This window comes from Rhodoferax lacus (assembly GCF_003415675.1).
GTDB lineage: Bacteria > Pseudomonadota > Gammaproteobacteria > Burkholderiales > Burkholderiaceae_C > Allorhodoferax > Allorhodoferax lacus.
This window is the reverse complement of the sequence record NZ_QFZK01000005.1, coordinates 1-14,822: the sequence shown is the minus strand read 5'-3', so window position 1 is coordinate 14,822 and position 14,822 is coordinate 1. Positions and strand designations below refer to the sequence as shown.

The 14,822-nt window shown below is 62.4% G+C and carries 13 protein-coding genes; 12 read left to right on the top strand and 1 reads right to left on the bottom strand.

Translation table 11 applies throughout. From position 1 onward, the window contains the following. Positions 1-4: 4 nt before the first annotated feature. Positions 5-1,315 (top strand): citrate synthase, encoded by a 1,311-nt coding sequence (gltA, locus tag DIC66_RS09955; protein ID WP_117176684.1) that lies wholly within the window; start codon positions 5-7, stop codon positions 1,313-1,315. Between the two features lie 162 nt (positions 1,316-1,477). Here the strand turns inward: gltA and DIC66_RS09950 are convergent, their stop codons facing one another. Next, positions 1,478-2,251, bottom strand: coding sequence for a helix-turn-helix transcriptional regulator (locus DIC66_RS09950; protein ID WP_117176682.1), 774 nt, complete (start codon positions 2,249-2,251; stop codon positions 1,478-1,480). A gap of 90 nt (positions 2,252-2,341) precedes the next feature. Here DIC66_RS09950 and leuC point away from each other — a divergent pair, with 90 nt between their 5' ends. The 11 genes from leuC to accD all read left to right on the top strand — a co-directional run bounded on the left by leuC (position 2,342) and on the right by accD (position 14,531). Further along, a complete protein-coding gene (gene leuC, locus DIC66_RS09945) occupies positions 2,342-3,790 on the top strand; it encodes a 3-isopropylmalate dehydratase large subunit (RefSeq protein ID WP_117176680.1) in 1,449 nt (482 codons plus the stop codon). 11 nt (positions 3,791-3,801) lie between these two features. After that, positions 3,802-3,930 carry an entericidin A/B family lipoprotein gene (locus DIC66_RS09940; RefSeq protein WP_117176678.1) on the top strand — a complete coding sequence of 43 codons (129 nt, stop codon included), beginning with the start codon at positions 3,802-3,804 and terminating at the stop codon, positions 3,928-3,930. Continuing rightward, positions 3,927-4,577: a 3-isopropylmalate dehydratase small subunit gene (leuD, locus tag DIC66_RS09935; protein ID WP_117176676.1), complete on the top strand. Its 651-nt coding sequence runs from the start codon at positions 3,927-3,929 to the stop codon at positions 4,575-4,577. The genes DIC66_RS09940 and leuD overlap by 4 nt, the downstream gene beginning before the upstream one ends. 13 nt (positions 4,578-4,590) lie before the next feature. Then, positions 4,591-5,658 (top strand): 3-isopropylmalate dehydrogenase, encoded by a 1,068-nt coding sequence (gene leuB, locus DIC66_RS09930; RefSeq protein ID WP_117176674.1) that lies wholly within the window; start codon positions 4,591-4,593, stop codon positions 5,656-5,658. A 226-nt stretch (positions 5,659-5,884) separates the two neighbouring features. After that, the gene (gene asd / locus DIC66_RS09925; protein ID WP_199534711.1) at positions 5,885-7,015 is read left to right on the top strand and encodes an aspartate-semialdehyde dehydrogenase; all 1,131 of its coding nucleotides are present in this window, start codon (positions 5,885-5,887) and stop codon (positions 7,013-7,015) included. 291 nt (positions 7,016-7,306) lie between these two features. Beyond that, a complete protein-coding gene (locus tag DIC66_RS09920; protein WP_233505866.1) occupies positions 7,307-9,844 on the top strand; it encodes a motility hub landmark protein FimV in 2,538 nt (845 codons plus the stop codon). A 47-nt stretch (positions 9,845-9,891) separates the two neighbouring features. Beyond that, positions 9,892-10,674 carry a tRNA pseudouridine(38-40) synthase TruA gene (gene truA, locus DIC66_RS09915; RefSeq protein ID WP_199534710.1) on the top strand — a complete coding sequence of 261 codons (783 nt, stop codon included), beginning with the start codon at positions 9,892-9,894 and terminating at the stop codon, positions 10,672-10,674. Next, entirely contained in the window at positions 10,671-11,381 is a 711-nt protein-coding gene (locus tag DIC66_RS09910) for a phosphoribosylanthranilate isomerase (protein ID WP_117176668.1), read from the top strand. Before truA ends, DIC66_RS09910 begins: the two co-directional genes overlap by 4 nt. Continuing rightward, a complete protein-coding gene (gene trpB, locus DIC66_RS09905; RefSeq protein ID WP_117176666.1) occupies positions 11,382-12,770 on the top strand; it encodes a tryptophan synthase subunit beta in 1,389 nt (462 codons plus the stop codon). After that, the gene (gene trpA / locus DIC66_RS09900) at positions 12,767-13,600 is read left to right on the top strand and encodes a tryptophan synthase subunit alpha (RefSeq protein WP_117176664.1); all 834 of its coding nucleotides are present in this window, start codon (positions 12,767-12,769) and stop codon (positions 13,598-13,600) included. The genes trpB and trpA overlap by 4 nt, the downstream gene beginning before the upstream one ends. 58 nt (positions 13,601-13,658) lie before the next feature. Continuing rightward, complete coding sequence (gene accD, locus DIC66_RS09895) at positions 13,659-14,531, top strand: acetyl-CoA carboxylase, carboxyltransferase subunit beta (RefSeq protein WP_117176662.1); 873 nt, start codon at positions 13,659-13,661, stop codon at positions 14,529-14,531. The last annotated feature ends 291 nt before the right edge of the window (positions 14,532-14,822 follow it).

The following is a 14,822-nucleotide window of genomic DNA, read 5'->3' as shown; positions in this document are numbered from 1 at the left end:
AAAGATGAAACTAGCTGACAACAAAGCCACCATGTCATTCAGCAACGGTGCGCCCAGTGTTGACCTGCCGGTCTACCAAGGCTCAATTGGTCCGGACGTGATCGACATCCGCAAGCTGTATGCACAGACCGGCATGTTCACCTATGACCCGGGTTTCCTGTCGACAGCGGCCACCCAGTCGGCCATCACCTACATCGACGGCGACAAGGGCGAGCTGCTGTACCGCGGCTACCCCATCGAGCAGCTGGCCGTGAACTGTGACTTCATGGAAACCTGCCACCTGCTGCTGTACGGCAACCTGCCCAACGCAGCTGGCAAGGCCGACTTCACCAAGCGCGTGACCAACCACACCATGGTCAACGAGCAGATGCAGTTTTTCCTGCGCGGTTTCCGCCGCGATGCCCACCCCATGGCCATCATGACCGGCCTGGTGGGAGCGCTTTCGGCCTTCTACCATGACAGCACAGACATCAACAATCCGGAGCACCGCGAAATCTCGGCCATCCGCCTGATTGCCAAGATGCCCACTCTGGTGGCCATGGCCTACAAGTACAGCGCAGGCCAGCCCTACATGTACCCCAAGAACAACCTGAGCTACGCCGGCAACTTCATGCACATGATGTTCGCCACGCCCTGCGAGGAGTATGTGGTCAACCCCGTGATCGAACGTGCCCTGGACCGCATCTTCATCCTGCACGCAGACCACGAGCAAAACGCCTCCACCTCCACCGTGCGCCTGTGCGGCTCGTCCGGCACCAACCCGTTTGCAGCCATTGCAGCCGGTGTGGCCTGCCTCTGGGGCCCCGCCCACGGCGGCGCCAACGAAGCCTGCCTGAACATGCTGGAAGACATCCAGAAAATGGGTGGCGTGGCCAAGGTCGGCGAGTTCATGAACCAGGTCAAGGACAAGAACTCCGGCGTCAAGCTGATGGGCTTTGGCCACCGCGTGTACAAGAACTACGACCCGCGTGCCAAGCTCATGCAGGAAACCTGCAAGGAAGTGCTGCTGTCCCTGGGCCTGGAAAACGACCCGCTGTTCAAGCTGGCCATGGCCTTGGAAAAGATCGCCCTGGAAGACGACTACTTCGTGCAGCGCAAGCTCTACCCGAATGTGGACTTCTACTCCGGCATCGTGCAGCGCGCCATCGGCATCCCCGTGGGCCTGTTCACTGCGGTGTTTGCCCTGGCACGCACCGTGGGCTGGATTGCCCAGCTCAACGAAATGATTGGCGACCCCGAGTACAAAATCGGCCGCCCACGCCAGCTGTTCACCGGCTCGGTGCGCCGCGACGTACTGCCGATTGCACAGCGCTAAGACATAGAAACAAGGTCCGGCCCGCACAGAGCCGGCTTTGACAAGACCCGCCGCACGGCAACGTCGGCGGGTTTTTTTTTAACCCGGCGCTGGGCCGCCGCGAGCCGGGTTAGCCCCCTTGGGGGGCAGCAACCCACACGCAGTGGGGGAGCGTGGGGGCACTTACCTCAGCGGTACCAGACACACCAGCTTGCACTCGGTGTTGGAGGCGACCAATAGAGTGGTCTGCTGGTAACGCGCTATCTGCCCGTCACTCTGCTGGAAACTGCGCTCACCGCCCTCCCGGTGCAGCACCGTTTGCGCGCCCCATAGCCGGGTAAACAATGCACTGCTGCTAGAGAGCTCATCAATCAGCGCCTGCATGGCCGCATCGCGCGGCCGGCGGCTGAAATCGGCCCGGAACTCGGCCACCAGGCGCTGCGCGCGCTCCGGCCAGTCGGCAATCAACTCCCTGGCATCCGGGGACAAAAATACAAAGCGCAGCAGGTTGCGGTCGCGCCCGGCATCCAGCCAGCCGGTGAACAACTGCGCGGCCGCCGCGTTCCAGGCCCGGGCGGTCCACAGATGGTCCAGCAAATAGGCGGGCACCTGCAGCAACGACGGCAGGGCCAGCACGTGCTCGGGCAGTTCCATACGACGCTCAGTGGGCTCCACCGGGTCGCGCCGCCCGGCCAGGTCGAACAGCGAGGCGCGTTCGGCCGGGTTCAGCAGCAAGGCATCGGCCAGGCGCGCCAGTGCAGTGGGCGACGCCGACACATCGCGCCCCTGCTCCAGCCAGGTGATCCAGGTCACGCCTACGCCGGTGGCTTCGGCCAGTTCTTCGCGGCGCCAGCCCGGCGTGCGCCTGCGCCCGGCTGCCGTGGGTGGCAGGGGCAATCGCTCGCGGTGGGCACGGATGAAGGCACCCAGCAGGGCACGTGGATCGGCTTCGGTCATGGTGGAATTTATACCAGGATAAATTAGCTTCTTGTACCAGTTTAAAAACCAGTGCACGATAGCACTTTTGCACGCAATCAAAGGACCACCATGAGTCGCACGCTGTACGACAAGCTCTGGGACGAGCATGTCATCCACACCGAAGAAGATGGCACCTCCATCCTCTACATAGACCGCCATCTGGTGCATGAAGTCACCAGCCCGCAGGCTTTTGAGGGACTGCGCGAAGCCGGTCGCAAAGTCTGGCGTGTGAGCTCCATCGTGGCCACGGCCGACCACAACACCCCCACCACCGGTTGGGAGTTGGGCTACGACGGCATCACCGACCCGACCAGCAAGGAACAAGTCACCACGCTGGACCACAACATCAGCGAGTTCGGCTCGGCGGCCTACTTCCCCTTCCTCTCCAAGCGCCAGGGCATCGTCCACGTGATTGGCCCGGAAAACGGCGCCACCCTGCCCGGAATGACCGTGGTGTGCGGTGACTCCCACACCTCCACCCACGGCGCCTTTGGCGCGCTGGCGCATGGCATTGGCACCAGCGAGGTCGAGCACGTCATGGCCACGCAAACCCTCTTGGCCAAGAAGGCCCGGAACCTGCTGGTCAAGGTGGAAGGCACTATCCCCCGCGGCTGCACCGCCAAGGACATCGTGCTGGCCATCATCGGCAAAATTGGCACCGCAGGAGGCACCGGCTACACCATTGAGTTTGGTGGCTCCGCCATCCGTGCCCTGAGCATGGAAGGCCGCATGACGGTCTGCAACATGGCCATTGAAGCCGGTGCCCGCGCCGGTCTGGTGGCGGTGGACCAGAAGACCATCGATTACGTCAAGGGCCGCCCGCTCTCCCCCGGCGCCAATGCCGCAACCCCGGAAGCCGCCGCCGTGGAATGGGACCAGGCCGTGGCCTACTGGAAGACCCTGCACAGCGATGCCGACGCCCACTTTGACAGCGTAGTGGAACTCGACGCCAGCGCGATCGTGCCCCAAGTGACCTGGGGCACCTCGCCCGAAATGGTGCTGGGCATTGACGACCGCGTGCCCGACCCCGACAAGGAAAAAGACGCCAACAAGCGCGGTGCCATTGAGCGCGCCTTGACCTACATGGGCCTGGAGCCCGGCAAGGCGCTCAACGATATTTTTGTCGACAAGGTGTTCATCGGCTCCTGCACCAACAGCCGCATTGAAGACATGCGCGAAGCCGCTGCCGTGGTGAAAAGCCTGGGCCAGAAAGTAGCCAAGAACATCAAGCTGGCGCTGGTGGTTCCGGGCTCCGGCCTGGTGAAGGACCAGGCCGAGCGCGAAGGCCTGCACGAGATCTTCAAGGCCGCTGGCTTTGAGTGGCGTGAACCTGGCTGCTCCATGTGCCTGGCCATGAACGCCGACCGGCTGGAGCCGGGCGAGCGCTGCGCCTCCACCAGCAACCGCAACTTCGAAGGCCGTCAGGGCGCCGGTGGACGCACCCATCTGGTCAGCCCGGCCATGGCAGCGGCCGCCGCCATCCACGGCCACTTTGTCGACATCCGCAAATTCAGCTGAAGGGACACACCATGAAGCAACTCCTCACATTCGCCGTGGTAGCGGGCCTGCTGCTCCTGGCTGGATGCAACACCGTCAAGGGCATGGGCCAGGACATCAAAAAGGCCGGTGAATCCATCGAAGGCGCAGTCAAGAAATGAAAAACTTCACCGTACACCAAGGACTCGTGGCCCCCATGGACCGCGAAAACGTGGACACCGATGCCATCATCCCCAAGCAGTTCCTGAAGTCCATCCGCAAGACCGGCTTTGGCCAGAACCTGTTTGACGAATGGCGCTACCTCGATGCCGGCTTCCCCGGCCAGGACCCCGCCAGCCGCAAGCCCAATCCGGACTTTGTGCTGAACCAGCCCCGCTACGCGGGCGCCTCGGTGCTGCTGGCGCGCAAGAACTTTGGCTGCGGCTCTTCGCGCGAACACGCGCCCTGGGCGCTGGACCAGTTTGGTTTTCGGGCCATCATTGCGCCCAGCTACGCCGACATTTTCTTCAACAACAGTTTTAAAAATGGCCTGCTGCCCATCGTGTTGCCCGAAGCCCAAGTCGACCAGCTGTTCAGCGAGGCGCTGGCTTTCCCTGGCTACACGCTCACCATTGACCTGGAACGCCAGGTGGTGGTCAAGCCGCAGGGCGAAGAACTGCCGTTTGAGGTGCAGGGCTTTCGCAAGTACTGCCTGCTCAACGGCTTTGACGACATCGGCCTGACCCTGCGCCATGCCGACAAGATCCAACAATTCGAAGCCGCGCGCCTGGCCACCAAACCCTGGCTTGCTCGCTCCATGACCTCCTGAACCGAAAGACATTATGAAAATCGCAATATTGCCGGGTGACGGCATTGGTACCGAAATCGTGGCCGAAGCCGTCAAGGTTTTAAAAGTCCTGGACCTGCCGCTGGAGATGGAAACCGCGCTCGTCGGAGGTTGCGCTTTTGAAGCCCACGGCCATCCGCTGCCCGAATCCACGCTCAAGCTGGCCATGGCTTCCGATGCGGTGCTGTTCGGCGCCGTGGGCGACTGGAAGTACGACAAGCTGGACCGCCCCCTGCGCCCGGAGCAGGCCATTCTGGGTCTGCGCAAAAACATGGGCCTGTTTGCCAACTTCCGCCCCGCCATTTGCTACGAGCAGTTGGTGAATGCGTCCAGCCTCAAGCCCGAGCTGATTGCCGGCCTGGATATCCTCATCATCCGCGAGCTCACCGGTGACATCTACTTTGGCCAACCGCGCGGTCGCCGCATTGCCACCGACGGCCACTTCCCCGGTGCGGAAGAAGCCTTTGACACCATGCGCTACAGCCGCCCCGAGATCGAGCGCATTGCCCACGTGGCCTTCCAGGCGGCACAGAAACGCAGCAAGCGCGTCACCAGCGTGGACAAGAACAACGTGCTGGAAACCTCGCAGCTATGGAAAGATGTGATGGTCGAGATCGGCAAACAGTACCCCGATGTGGAACTCGACCACATGCTGGTGGACAACGCAGCCATGCAGCTGGTCAAGGCTCCCAAGAAGTTTGACGTGCTGGTCACGGGCAATATGTTTGGCGACATCCTCAGCGATGAGGCCTCCATGCTGACCGGCTCGATTGGCATGCTGCCCTCGGCCAGCCTGAACAGCCGTGGCCAGGGCCTGTATGAGCCCAGCCACGGCAGCGCCCCTGACATCGCCGGCAAAGGCATTGCCAACCCCCTGGCCACCATCCTCAGTGCCGCCATGATGCTGCGCTTCAGCCTGAACCAGGAAGCCGCTGCCCTGCGCATTGAAGCCGCTGTCAAGAAGGTGCTGGAGCAAGGTCTGCGCACCGCCGACATCTACAGCGAAGGTACGCAAAAAGTGTCCACGCTGGAAATGGGCAACGCCGTCGTCCGGGCGCTGTAAGCCTTGCCCTTACAATACCCGCCATGCAACACAGCCACAACCCAAGCTCCGACCGGATGTTCTCCGTCTGTGCCGAGGTGTGCGCGCACGTTGCAGCGGCGGGGTCCATTGTGACCAAGACAATTACCGGCTGACACAGCCCGGTTCGTCGCGCCCCTACCGGCCAGACGAGCCGGGCAGATGAAATTATCTATTTCGTAAATCTGAAAGGGCTTTAGTCATGAAAATCGGAAATCTGGTCGGCCTGGTGGGCTGGCGTGGCATGGTGGGTTCGGTCCTGATCGACCGTATGCAGGCCGAGGGCGACTTCGACCTCATCGAGCCCCTGTTTTTCTCCACCTCCAACGCGGGCGGCAAAGCACCGGCACTCGCCAAGAACGAGACCACGCTGCAGGATGCCTTTGATATCGCAGCCCTCAAGCGCTGCGACATCATCATCAGCGCCCAGGGCGGTGACTACACCTCCGAGGTTTTCCCCAAGCTGCGCGCAGCAGGCTGGAACGGCCACTGGATTGATGCGGCCTCCACCCTGCGCATGGAAAAGGAAGCCGTGATCATCCTGGACCCGGTCAACATGCCGGTGATCCAGAAAGCCCTGGCCAGCGGCGGCAAGAACTGGGTGGGCGGCAACTGCACCGTGAGCTGCATGCTCATGGGCGTGGGCGCGCTGTACAAGGCCGGTCTGGTCGAGTGGATGTCCACCCAGACCTACCAGGCAGCCAGCGGCGGCGGTGCCCAGCACATGCGCGAGTTGCTCACGCAGTACGGCACGCTGAATGCCGAAGTGAAGTCCATGCTGGACGACCCCAAGAGCGCCATCCTGGAAATCGACCGCAAGGTCATCGCCAAGCAGCGCAGCCTGACTGCCTCTGAGACAGCCAACTTCGGCGTGCCCTTGGGCGGCTCGCTGATCCCCTGGATCGACAAGGATCTCGGCAATGGCATGTCCAAGGAAGAATGGAAAGGCATGGCCGAGACCAACAAGATCCTGGGCCAGGGCCCGGACTTCGGCTCTATCGAAACACCCGTGGACGGCTTCTGCGTGCGCGTGGGTGCCATGCGCTGCCACAGCCAGGCCCTGACCTTCAAATTGCGCAAGGACGTACCCGTGGCAGATATCGAAGCCATGATTGCCGCTGACAACCAGTGGGTCAAGGTGGTGCCCAACACCCGTGAAGCGACGATCAAGGACCTGACCCCCGTGGCCGTGACCGGCACCATGACCATCCCCGTGGGCCGCATCCGCAAAATGGCCATGGGCCCGGAGTATGTGGGCGCCTTTACCATCGGCGACCAGTTGCTGTGGGGTGCGGCCGAGCCGCTGCGCCGCATGCTGCGCATCCTGTTGCAGGCCTGAACGATGAAGTAAGCAGCGACTGGGTACCTGATAGTTCCCAGTCGTTGCCCCAAGACAACAACCCTTGCCAACCGGGTACCATTCAATCGGAAGCTTACAAACTTAAGCTCTTCCTTAGCTTGTCAGCCTAAGACATTGATGTTATGGTACTTTTTACGTTTTTAGATTCAGGATCCAGAGCCCGGATACAGCCAAATGCTGGAGCTCGCCTGAACACCGGAGGCTAAGAAATTGATCGAAAAGTCACATCGTTGGCACAGGACCGCCATTGCAGCTGCTGCCGTAGCGCTATTGAGCCTGCACGCAAGCGAGGTTTTTGCGTTGTCTCTGGGCCGCATTACTGTTCTGTCAGCGTTGGGAGAGCCGCTCAAGGCTGAAATCGAAGTCCCCAACATCAGCGCGGAAGAGGCTGCCTCCCTCAAGGCCAATGTGGCTTCGCCTGCTGCCTTTACAGCGGCTGGTCTGGAGTACAACCCTGCGATGTCGGGCTTGCAGGCCACGTTGGCGCGCAGATCCGACGGGCGTGCGTACATTCGCCTCAGCAGTGACCGCGCCATCAATGAGCCCTTTGTGGACATGATTCTGGAAGCCAGTTGGTCTTCTGGTCGCATCGTGCGTGACTACACCATGCTGTTTGACCCAGCGTCACTCAAGCAAGTTGCCGTTGCTCCTACGCTGCCGCAAACCAACACTGCAGCGCCCGTATCGGTGCCTGCCAAAGTTGCAGCAGCACCTGTTGCCGCACAGGCCACCGAGTCCGCACCGGTTGCCAGCAAGCCAGCACCCGTAGCCGTTGCTGCCAAAGCGCCTCCTGCTGCCGCGACTGGCACACAGCAGGTCAAAGTAGTGGCAGGCGACTCGGCCAGCAAGCTGGCCCTGCGAAACAAAACCAGCGACGTGTCCCTTGACCAGATGCTGGTGGCCCTGTTGCGCGCCAATCCGGACGCCTTTGCAAAGGGCAACCTGAACCGCCTGCGCGCCGGTGCTCTGGTGGACTTGCCCACTTCTGAGCAAGCCAAATCGGTACCCGCTGCAGAAGCGGCACAGACGGTGCTGGCACAAAGCAAGGACTTCAACGAATTCCGCCGCAGCCTTGCCGACAACGCGCCGAAAACTGCGGTCGAGGCCACCAACCGCAAGGCGGCCGGCAGTGTGGACGCCAAGGTAGAAGATAAAAAGGCGGCGAGCAACGCAGCCGACAAACTGACCCTGTCCAAGGGCGCATTGCAAGCCAAAACCGACGAAGCAAAGATTGCCAAGGAGCGTGCTGAAAAGGATGCCGCGACACGTGCAGCCGAGTTGGCCAAAAATATCGCCGACCTGAATAAACTGAGCGCAGCAAGTGCAGCCAGCGCGCCCAAGGCGGCACCTGCTGTAGCGGCGGCGGCCTCTCAACCAGCGCCTGCTGTCGTAGCGCCAAAAGTTGAAGTAGCACAAGCCCCGGCCACAGTTCCCGTGGCATCAGCGCCAGTGGCCGCACCTGCGCCACCTGCATCGGCTGCCTCAGCGCCAGCAAAGCCCACGCTACCGGTGGCAGCACCGGTTGCAGAGTCCAGCTTGGTAGATGACCTGATGGAAGACCCGACACTGCCCCTGGCCGGTGGTGGCTTGCTGGCACTGTTGGGCGGATTTGCCCTCTACCGGCGCCAACAGAACAAGAAACGCGCGTCGCACGTGGACAGTTCCTTCCTGGAGAGCCGCCTGCAGCCGGACTCCTTCTTTGGTGCAAGCGGCGGGCAGCGTGTGGATACTGCACAAGACGCTTCCAACGGAAACTCGTCCCTGTCATACACCAGCAGCCAGCTCGGCGCTGCAGACGATGTGGACCCGGTTGCCGAGGCCGATGTTTATCTTGCCTATGGCCGTGACGTACAAGCCGAGGAGATACTGAAAGAAGCGGTGCGCCACAATCCGGAGCGACTGGCTATCCACAGCAAATTGCTCGATGTGTATGCCAAGCGCCGTGACGCCGCCAACTTCATGGCCAGCGCCAACACTGCCTTCCAGCTGGTGGGTGCAGACAGCCCTGAATGGAGCCGCATCTGTGAGCTGGGCCTGACGATCGACCCACAAAACCCTCTGTACCAGCCTGGTGGCGCGACTTTGAGTGCCTTTGGCAGCCTGGAGCCGACAACCGACTCGGCGGCGCTGGGCGGTGACAGCACGGTGCTGAACTCGGCACTGCCAGAGATGCAGGAAGCCGGCTCGGATCTTGACCTTGACCTGGACTTCTCCGCAGAGGAAGCCGCCGCATCAGCAGCTGCCCCACTGACGGACTATGCAGCGCAGGAAACAGTGAAGATGGCAGAGCAAGACATGCCCATCTCCAATACGCTGGACTTTGACATTTCAGGCCCTGGAGATTTGGAGCCCACGGCGAGTGTGGCGCCTGCTGCAGCAGACGAACTGTCCACGCAATTTGATTTCCCTCAGGCTCTGCCCGACCTGTCTTTTGCAGAAGATGGCTTGAGCCTGAATCCTCCCGGCGACCCGGACCCCATTGCCATGGCAGTTGCAGCCGCAAGCACGATGGAGGCCAAAGAAGAAGCCCCGGCCAACATCGACGAAGGCATGCTGGAATTTGACTTGGGTTCCCTCTCTTTGGACTTGGGCCCCAGCACAACCAGCCCTGCTGAGCCCGCAGAAGCGGAAGCGGAAGACAGTTCGTCCTATGGCGACAACTCGCTGGAAACCAAGCTGGCACTGGCGGAAGAGTTTGTGTCTATCGGCGACCAGGATGGTGCCCGCGCCCTGATTGAAGAGGTGGTGGCCGAGGCTACCGGTGACCTGCGCGAAAAAGCCCAACGCGCACTGTCCAAACTGAGCTAGGGCTTGAGGCAGGCCGGTTTGGATTGGTTAGCAGCGAGCGTCCCATGGTGAGGGTGGTATTGGGCGTTAGCTACAACGGCCAGGCCTACCAGGGCTGGCAAAGCCAGCTCTCGGGCCTGACGGTGCAGGACAAGTTGGAGAAGGCGCTGGGCAAGTTCACCGCCCAGCGTGTCTCCACCCTGTGTGCCGGCCGCACCGATGCCGGCGTGCATGCCCTGATGCAGGTAGTTCACTTTGACAGTGACCGCGAGCGCGACACCCACGCCTGGGTGCGCGGCACCAACGCAAACCTGCCACGCGACATTGCCGTGCAATGGGCGGTGCTCACATCAAAGGATTTCCACTGCCGCGCCTCGGCTACTTCGCGCCGCTACGCCTATGTGCTGCTGGAGTCACCGGTGCGTCCCAGCGTGGACGCCGGCCGCGTGGGCTGGAGCTTTCGGCCGCTGGACCTGAGCGCCATGCGCCAGGCTGCAGGCATCCTCTTGGGCGAACACGACTTCACCTCCTTCAGGGCTTCAGCCTGCCAGGCGCTGAGCCCGGTAAAGAACATGCTGGCCATAGATATCCACCAGCGCGGCGCCTACTGGCGCATCGAGTTCGAGGCCAACGCCTTTTTGCACCACATGATCCGCAACATCATGGGCTGCCTGGTGCAGATCGGCCAGGGCAAGCGCCCACCCGAGTGGATGGCCGAGGTGCTGGCCGCGCGCGACCGCGATGCCGCAGCACCCACCTTCTCGCCCGACGGCCTGTACTTCCTGGGACCACGCTACGACCCCCAATGGGGAATGCCCGAGCGCACGCCTGCGTATGATGGCCTTCCATGACCCTCCAAATCCGTACCCGCATCAAAATCTGCGGCATCACCCGCGAACAGGATCTGGACGCGGCTGTAGCTGCCGGAGCAGACGCCGTCGGTTTTGTGCTCTACCCCAAGAGCCCACGCTATGTGACGCCTGAGCGCGCCGCCGAGCTGGCGCGCCGCCTGCCACCCTTTGTCACACCGGTACTGCTGTTCGTCAACGCCAGCCTGGCCGAAGTGCAGGCAGCAGCCCGCCTGATCCCTGGCGCCACCCTGCAATTCCATGGCGACGAAAGCCCCGACGACAGCCGCCTGGCTGCTGCGGCTGCGAACTGCCCTTACCTGCGCGCGGCACGTATTCCCCTGGGCGACGGTGCGGCACACTTTGACCTCGTAAAATACGCCAACGACTTTTCAAACGCCAAAGCCATTCTGTTGGACGCCCATGTGGACGGATACGGTGGAGGCGGCAAGGTATTCAATTGGTCACTTCTTCCTCCAAGCGTCAACGCTCAGCTCGTCTTGAGTGGTGGACTCGACTCAGCAAACGTGGGCGATGGCATCGCCACGCTGCGGCCGCGCTGTCTTAGCCTGGCTGTGGACATCAGCTCGGGCGTCGAAGCCACCGACGCAGCGGGCTTGGCCCTCAAGGGCATCAAAGACCCGATCAAGATCAACCAGTTTGTCGCCGCCGTGCGCGCCGCCGACCAACGCCTTGCAGGAATTGTTTAAATGTACGAATACGCACAACCCGACCTCAGCGGTCACTTTGGCAAATACGGCGGCAGCTTTGTCTCCGAGACGCTCACCCACGCCATCAATGAGCTCAAAGACGCCTACGCCAAGTACCAGCACGACCCGGCCTTTATCGCCGAGTTCCAGTCCGAGCTGGCGCACTTTGTGGGCCGCCCCTCCCCCGTCTACCACGCCGCCCGCATGAGCCGTGAAATGGGCGGCGCGCAGATCTTTCTGAAGCGCGAAGACCTGAACCACACCGGCGCCCACAAGATCAACAACACCATAGGCCAGGCCATGCTGGCCAAGCGCATGGGCAAGCCGCGCGTGATTGCCGAAACCGGTGCCGGCCAGCACGGTGTGGCCACGGCCACCATCTGTGCACGCTACGGCCTGGAGTGTGTGGTCTATATGGGCAGCGAAGACGTAAAGCGCCAAAGCCCCAACGTCTACCGCATGAAGCTGCTGGGCGCCACCGTGGTGCCGGTGGAGTCGGGCAGCAAGACCCTCAAAGATGCCCTGAACGAAGCCATGCGCGACTGGGTCGCCAATGTGGACAACACCTTCTACATCATTGGCACCGTGGCCGGACCACACCCCTACCCCATGATGGTGCGCGACTTCCAGAGCGTGATTGGCAATGAATGCCTGGTGCAGATGCCCGAAATGCTGGCAGCCGCTGGTTGCAAGAACGCCCAGCCCGATGTGGTCGTGGCCTGCGTGGGCGGTGGCTCGAACGCCATGGGCATCTTCTACCCCTACATCAAGCAAGAAGGCACACGCCTGATTGGTGTGGAAGCTGCTGGAGAAGGCATGGACAGCGGCAAGCACTCGGCCAGCATCCAGCGCGGCAGCCCGGGCGTGCTGCATGGCAACCGCACCTATGTGCTGCAGGACGACAATGGCCAGGTCACAGAGACGCACAGCATCAGCGCCGGCCTGGACTACCCCGGCGTGGGCCCGGAGCACGCCTTCCTGAGCGACATAGGCCGCGCCGAATACGTAGGCATTACCGACACCGAGGCGCTGGACGCCTTCCACTACCTGTGCCGCACCGAGGGCATCATTCCTGCGCTGGAATCCAGCCATGCCGTGGCCTACGCCATGAAGCTGGCCAAGACCATGCGAGCGGACCAGAGCATTCTGGTCAACCTGTCGGGCCGTGGCGACAAGGACATTGGCACCGTGGCCGACCTGAGCAATGGCGACTTCTTCTGCCGCCCGAGTTGCAAGGGGCAGTCCGTCAAAGGCGGTGTAATGCTCGAACAACCGGTGACCCTGGTGAAGAACGGAGTGATGAGCGACGCCGGGCCGCCCCAAGGCGCGAAGGCCCCCTCGGGGGGCAGCGCAGCACACGCAGTGGCAAGCGTGGGGGCACGTCCATGAGCCGCATTACCGCAACCCTGGCGGCTCTGAAAGCCCAAGGCCGCAAGGCCCTGATCCCCTTTGTCACCGCAGGCTACCCCTATGCCGACGTCACGCCCGAGCTGATGCACGGCATGGTGGCCGGTGGCGCCGACGTGATTGAGCTGGGCGTGCCCTTCTCCGACCCCAGCGCCGACGGCCCGGTGATCCAGAAGGCGGGCGACAAGGCCCTGGCTTTTGGCATTGGCCTGCCCCAAATCCTGGCCATGGTGGCCGAATTCCGCAAGACCAACAGCACCACCCCGGTGGTGCTGATGGGCTACGCCAACCCGGTGGAGCGCTATGACCAGAAACATGCCGCGGGCTTTCCCCAGGGCACGCCTGGTGGCCCCTTTGTACGCGATGCGGCAGCAGCCGGTGTGGACGGTGTTCTCATCGTGGACTACCCTCCCGAAGAGTGCGAAGCCTTTGCCGCCGACCTGCGCGCACACCAGATGGACCTGATCTTCTTGCTGGCACCCACCAGCACCGATGCGCGCATGGCGCAGGTGGCGCGCGTGGCCAGCGGCTATGTGTACTACGTGTCGCTCAAGGGCGTGACGGGTTCGGGCGCGCTCGATACCGACGCAGTGGAGGCCATGTTGCCGCGCATACGCCAGCACATCAGCGTGCCGGTGGGCGTGGGCTTTGGCATCCGTGATGCCGCCACTGCCCGCACCATCTCGCGCGTGGCCGATGCCGTTGTGATTGGCAGCCGCATCATCCAGCTGCTGGAAAACCAGCCGCGCGACCAGGTGGCCGCTACCGCCCAAAACTTCCTGGCGGAAATCCGCCAGGCCATGGACGCATAATTGCCCCACACCCGCACTTACCCGCACGACCCCGCTGGAACCTGTACCGGAGAACCCCATGAGCTGGCTAGAAAAATTACTTCCCCCCAAGATTCAACACACCGACCCGACCGAGCGCCGCTCGGTGCCCGAAGGCCTGTGGATCAAATGCCCCAGCTGTGAAGCGGTTCTGTACAAGACCGACCTGGAGCAAAACCAGAACGTCTGCCCCGGTTGCAGCCACCACCACCGCATTGGCGCACGTGCGCGCCTGAATGTGTTTCTGGACAACGAAGGCCGCTTCGAGATCGGGCAGGAAGTACTGCCCGTGGACGCCCTCAAGTTCAAGGACAGCCGCAAGTACACCGAGCGCCTGAAGGAAGCCCTGGAGAACACTGGCGAGACCGATGCCCTGGTGGTGATGGGCGGCGCGGTGCAGGGCATCAGCGTAGTGGCGGCCTGCTTTGAATTTGAATTCATGGGCGGCAGCATGGGCTCGGTGGTGGGCGAGCGCTTTGTGCGCGGCGTGGAAACTGCCATCGAACAGAAGGTGCCGTTCATCTGCTTTACCGCCACCGGTGGCGCGCGCATGCAAGAAGGCCTCTTGAGCCTGATGCAAATGGCCAAGACCAACGCTGCGCTGACCCGCCTGGCCAAGAAGGGCCTGCCCTATATCAGCGTGCTGACCGACCCGACCATGGGTGGCGTGAGCGCCGGCTTTGCCTTCCTGGGTGATGTGGTGATTGCCGAGCCCAAGGCCCTGATCGGCTTTGCCGGCCCGCGCGTGATTGAGTCGACCGTGCGCGTGACCCTGCCCGAAGGTTTTCAGCGCGCCGAGTTCCTGCAGACCAAGGGCGCCATCGACTTCATCAGCGACCGCCGTGAACTGCGCAAGACCATTGCCAACACCTTGGCGATGCTGCAGCGCCAGCCCGCTGACGCTGTGGACTAGGAGCCCCCACGCTCCCCCACTGCGTGTGGGTCGCTGCCCCCTCAGGGGGCTAACCCGGCTTGGGGCGTATATGGACGCCCCCGTTTGTGCAAGCTTTCAGAATCTGACGGCGTACAGGAGAAGATTGCAGTCGTATATCCGGGCTTTGTGCACTTGCGTGTGCTGCCCCTGATGGAATCCGCTGGTTGGCTCCTCTATCGGCTCCGGCGCTCTTTGTGAGCTTCGCCCCAAACGGGTTTTGCCAACCCCGGTCTGACCTGTTTTGCCATCAATGCTCTGATTGCCTGCGCA

Coding starts and splice junctions, on each gene's coding strand:
- gltA (WP_117176684.1), top strand. CDS start 5: ATGAAACTAGCTGACAACAAAGCCACCATGTCATTCAGCAACGGTGCG.
- DIC66_RS09950 (WP_117176682.1), bottom strand. CDS start 2,251: ATGACCGAAGCCGATCCACGTGCCCTGCTGGGTGCCTTCATCCGTGCC.
- leuC (WP_117176680.1), top strand. CDS start 2,342: ATGAGTCGCACGCTGTACGACAAGCTCTGGGACGAGCATGTCATCCAC.
- DIC66_RS09940 (WP_117176678.1), top strand. CDS start 3,802: ATGAAGCAACTCCTCACATTCGCCGTGGTAGCGGGCCTGCTGCTCCTG.
- leuD (WP_117176676.1), top strand. CDS start 3,927: ATGAAAAACTTCACCGTACACCAAGGACTCGTGGCCCCCATGGACCGC.
- leuB (WP_117176674.1), top strand. CDS start 4,591: ATGAAAATCGCAATATTGCCGGGTGACGGCATTGGTACCGAAATCGTG.
- DIC66_RS09910 (WP_117176668.1), top strand. CDS start 10,671: ATGACCCTCCAAATCCGTACCCGCATCAAAATCTGCGGCATCACCCGC.
- trpB (WP_117176666.1), top strand. CDS start 11,382: ATGTACGAATACGCACAACCCGACCTCAGCGGTCACTTTGGCAAATAC.
- trpA (WP_117176664.1), top strand. CDS start 12,767: ATGAGCCGCATTACCGCAACCCTGGCGGCTCTGAAAGCCCAAGGCCGC.
- accD (WP_117176662.1), top strand. CDS start 13,659: ATGAGCTGGCTAGAAAAATTACTTCCCCCCAAGATTCAACACACCGAC.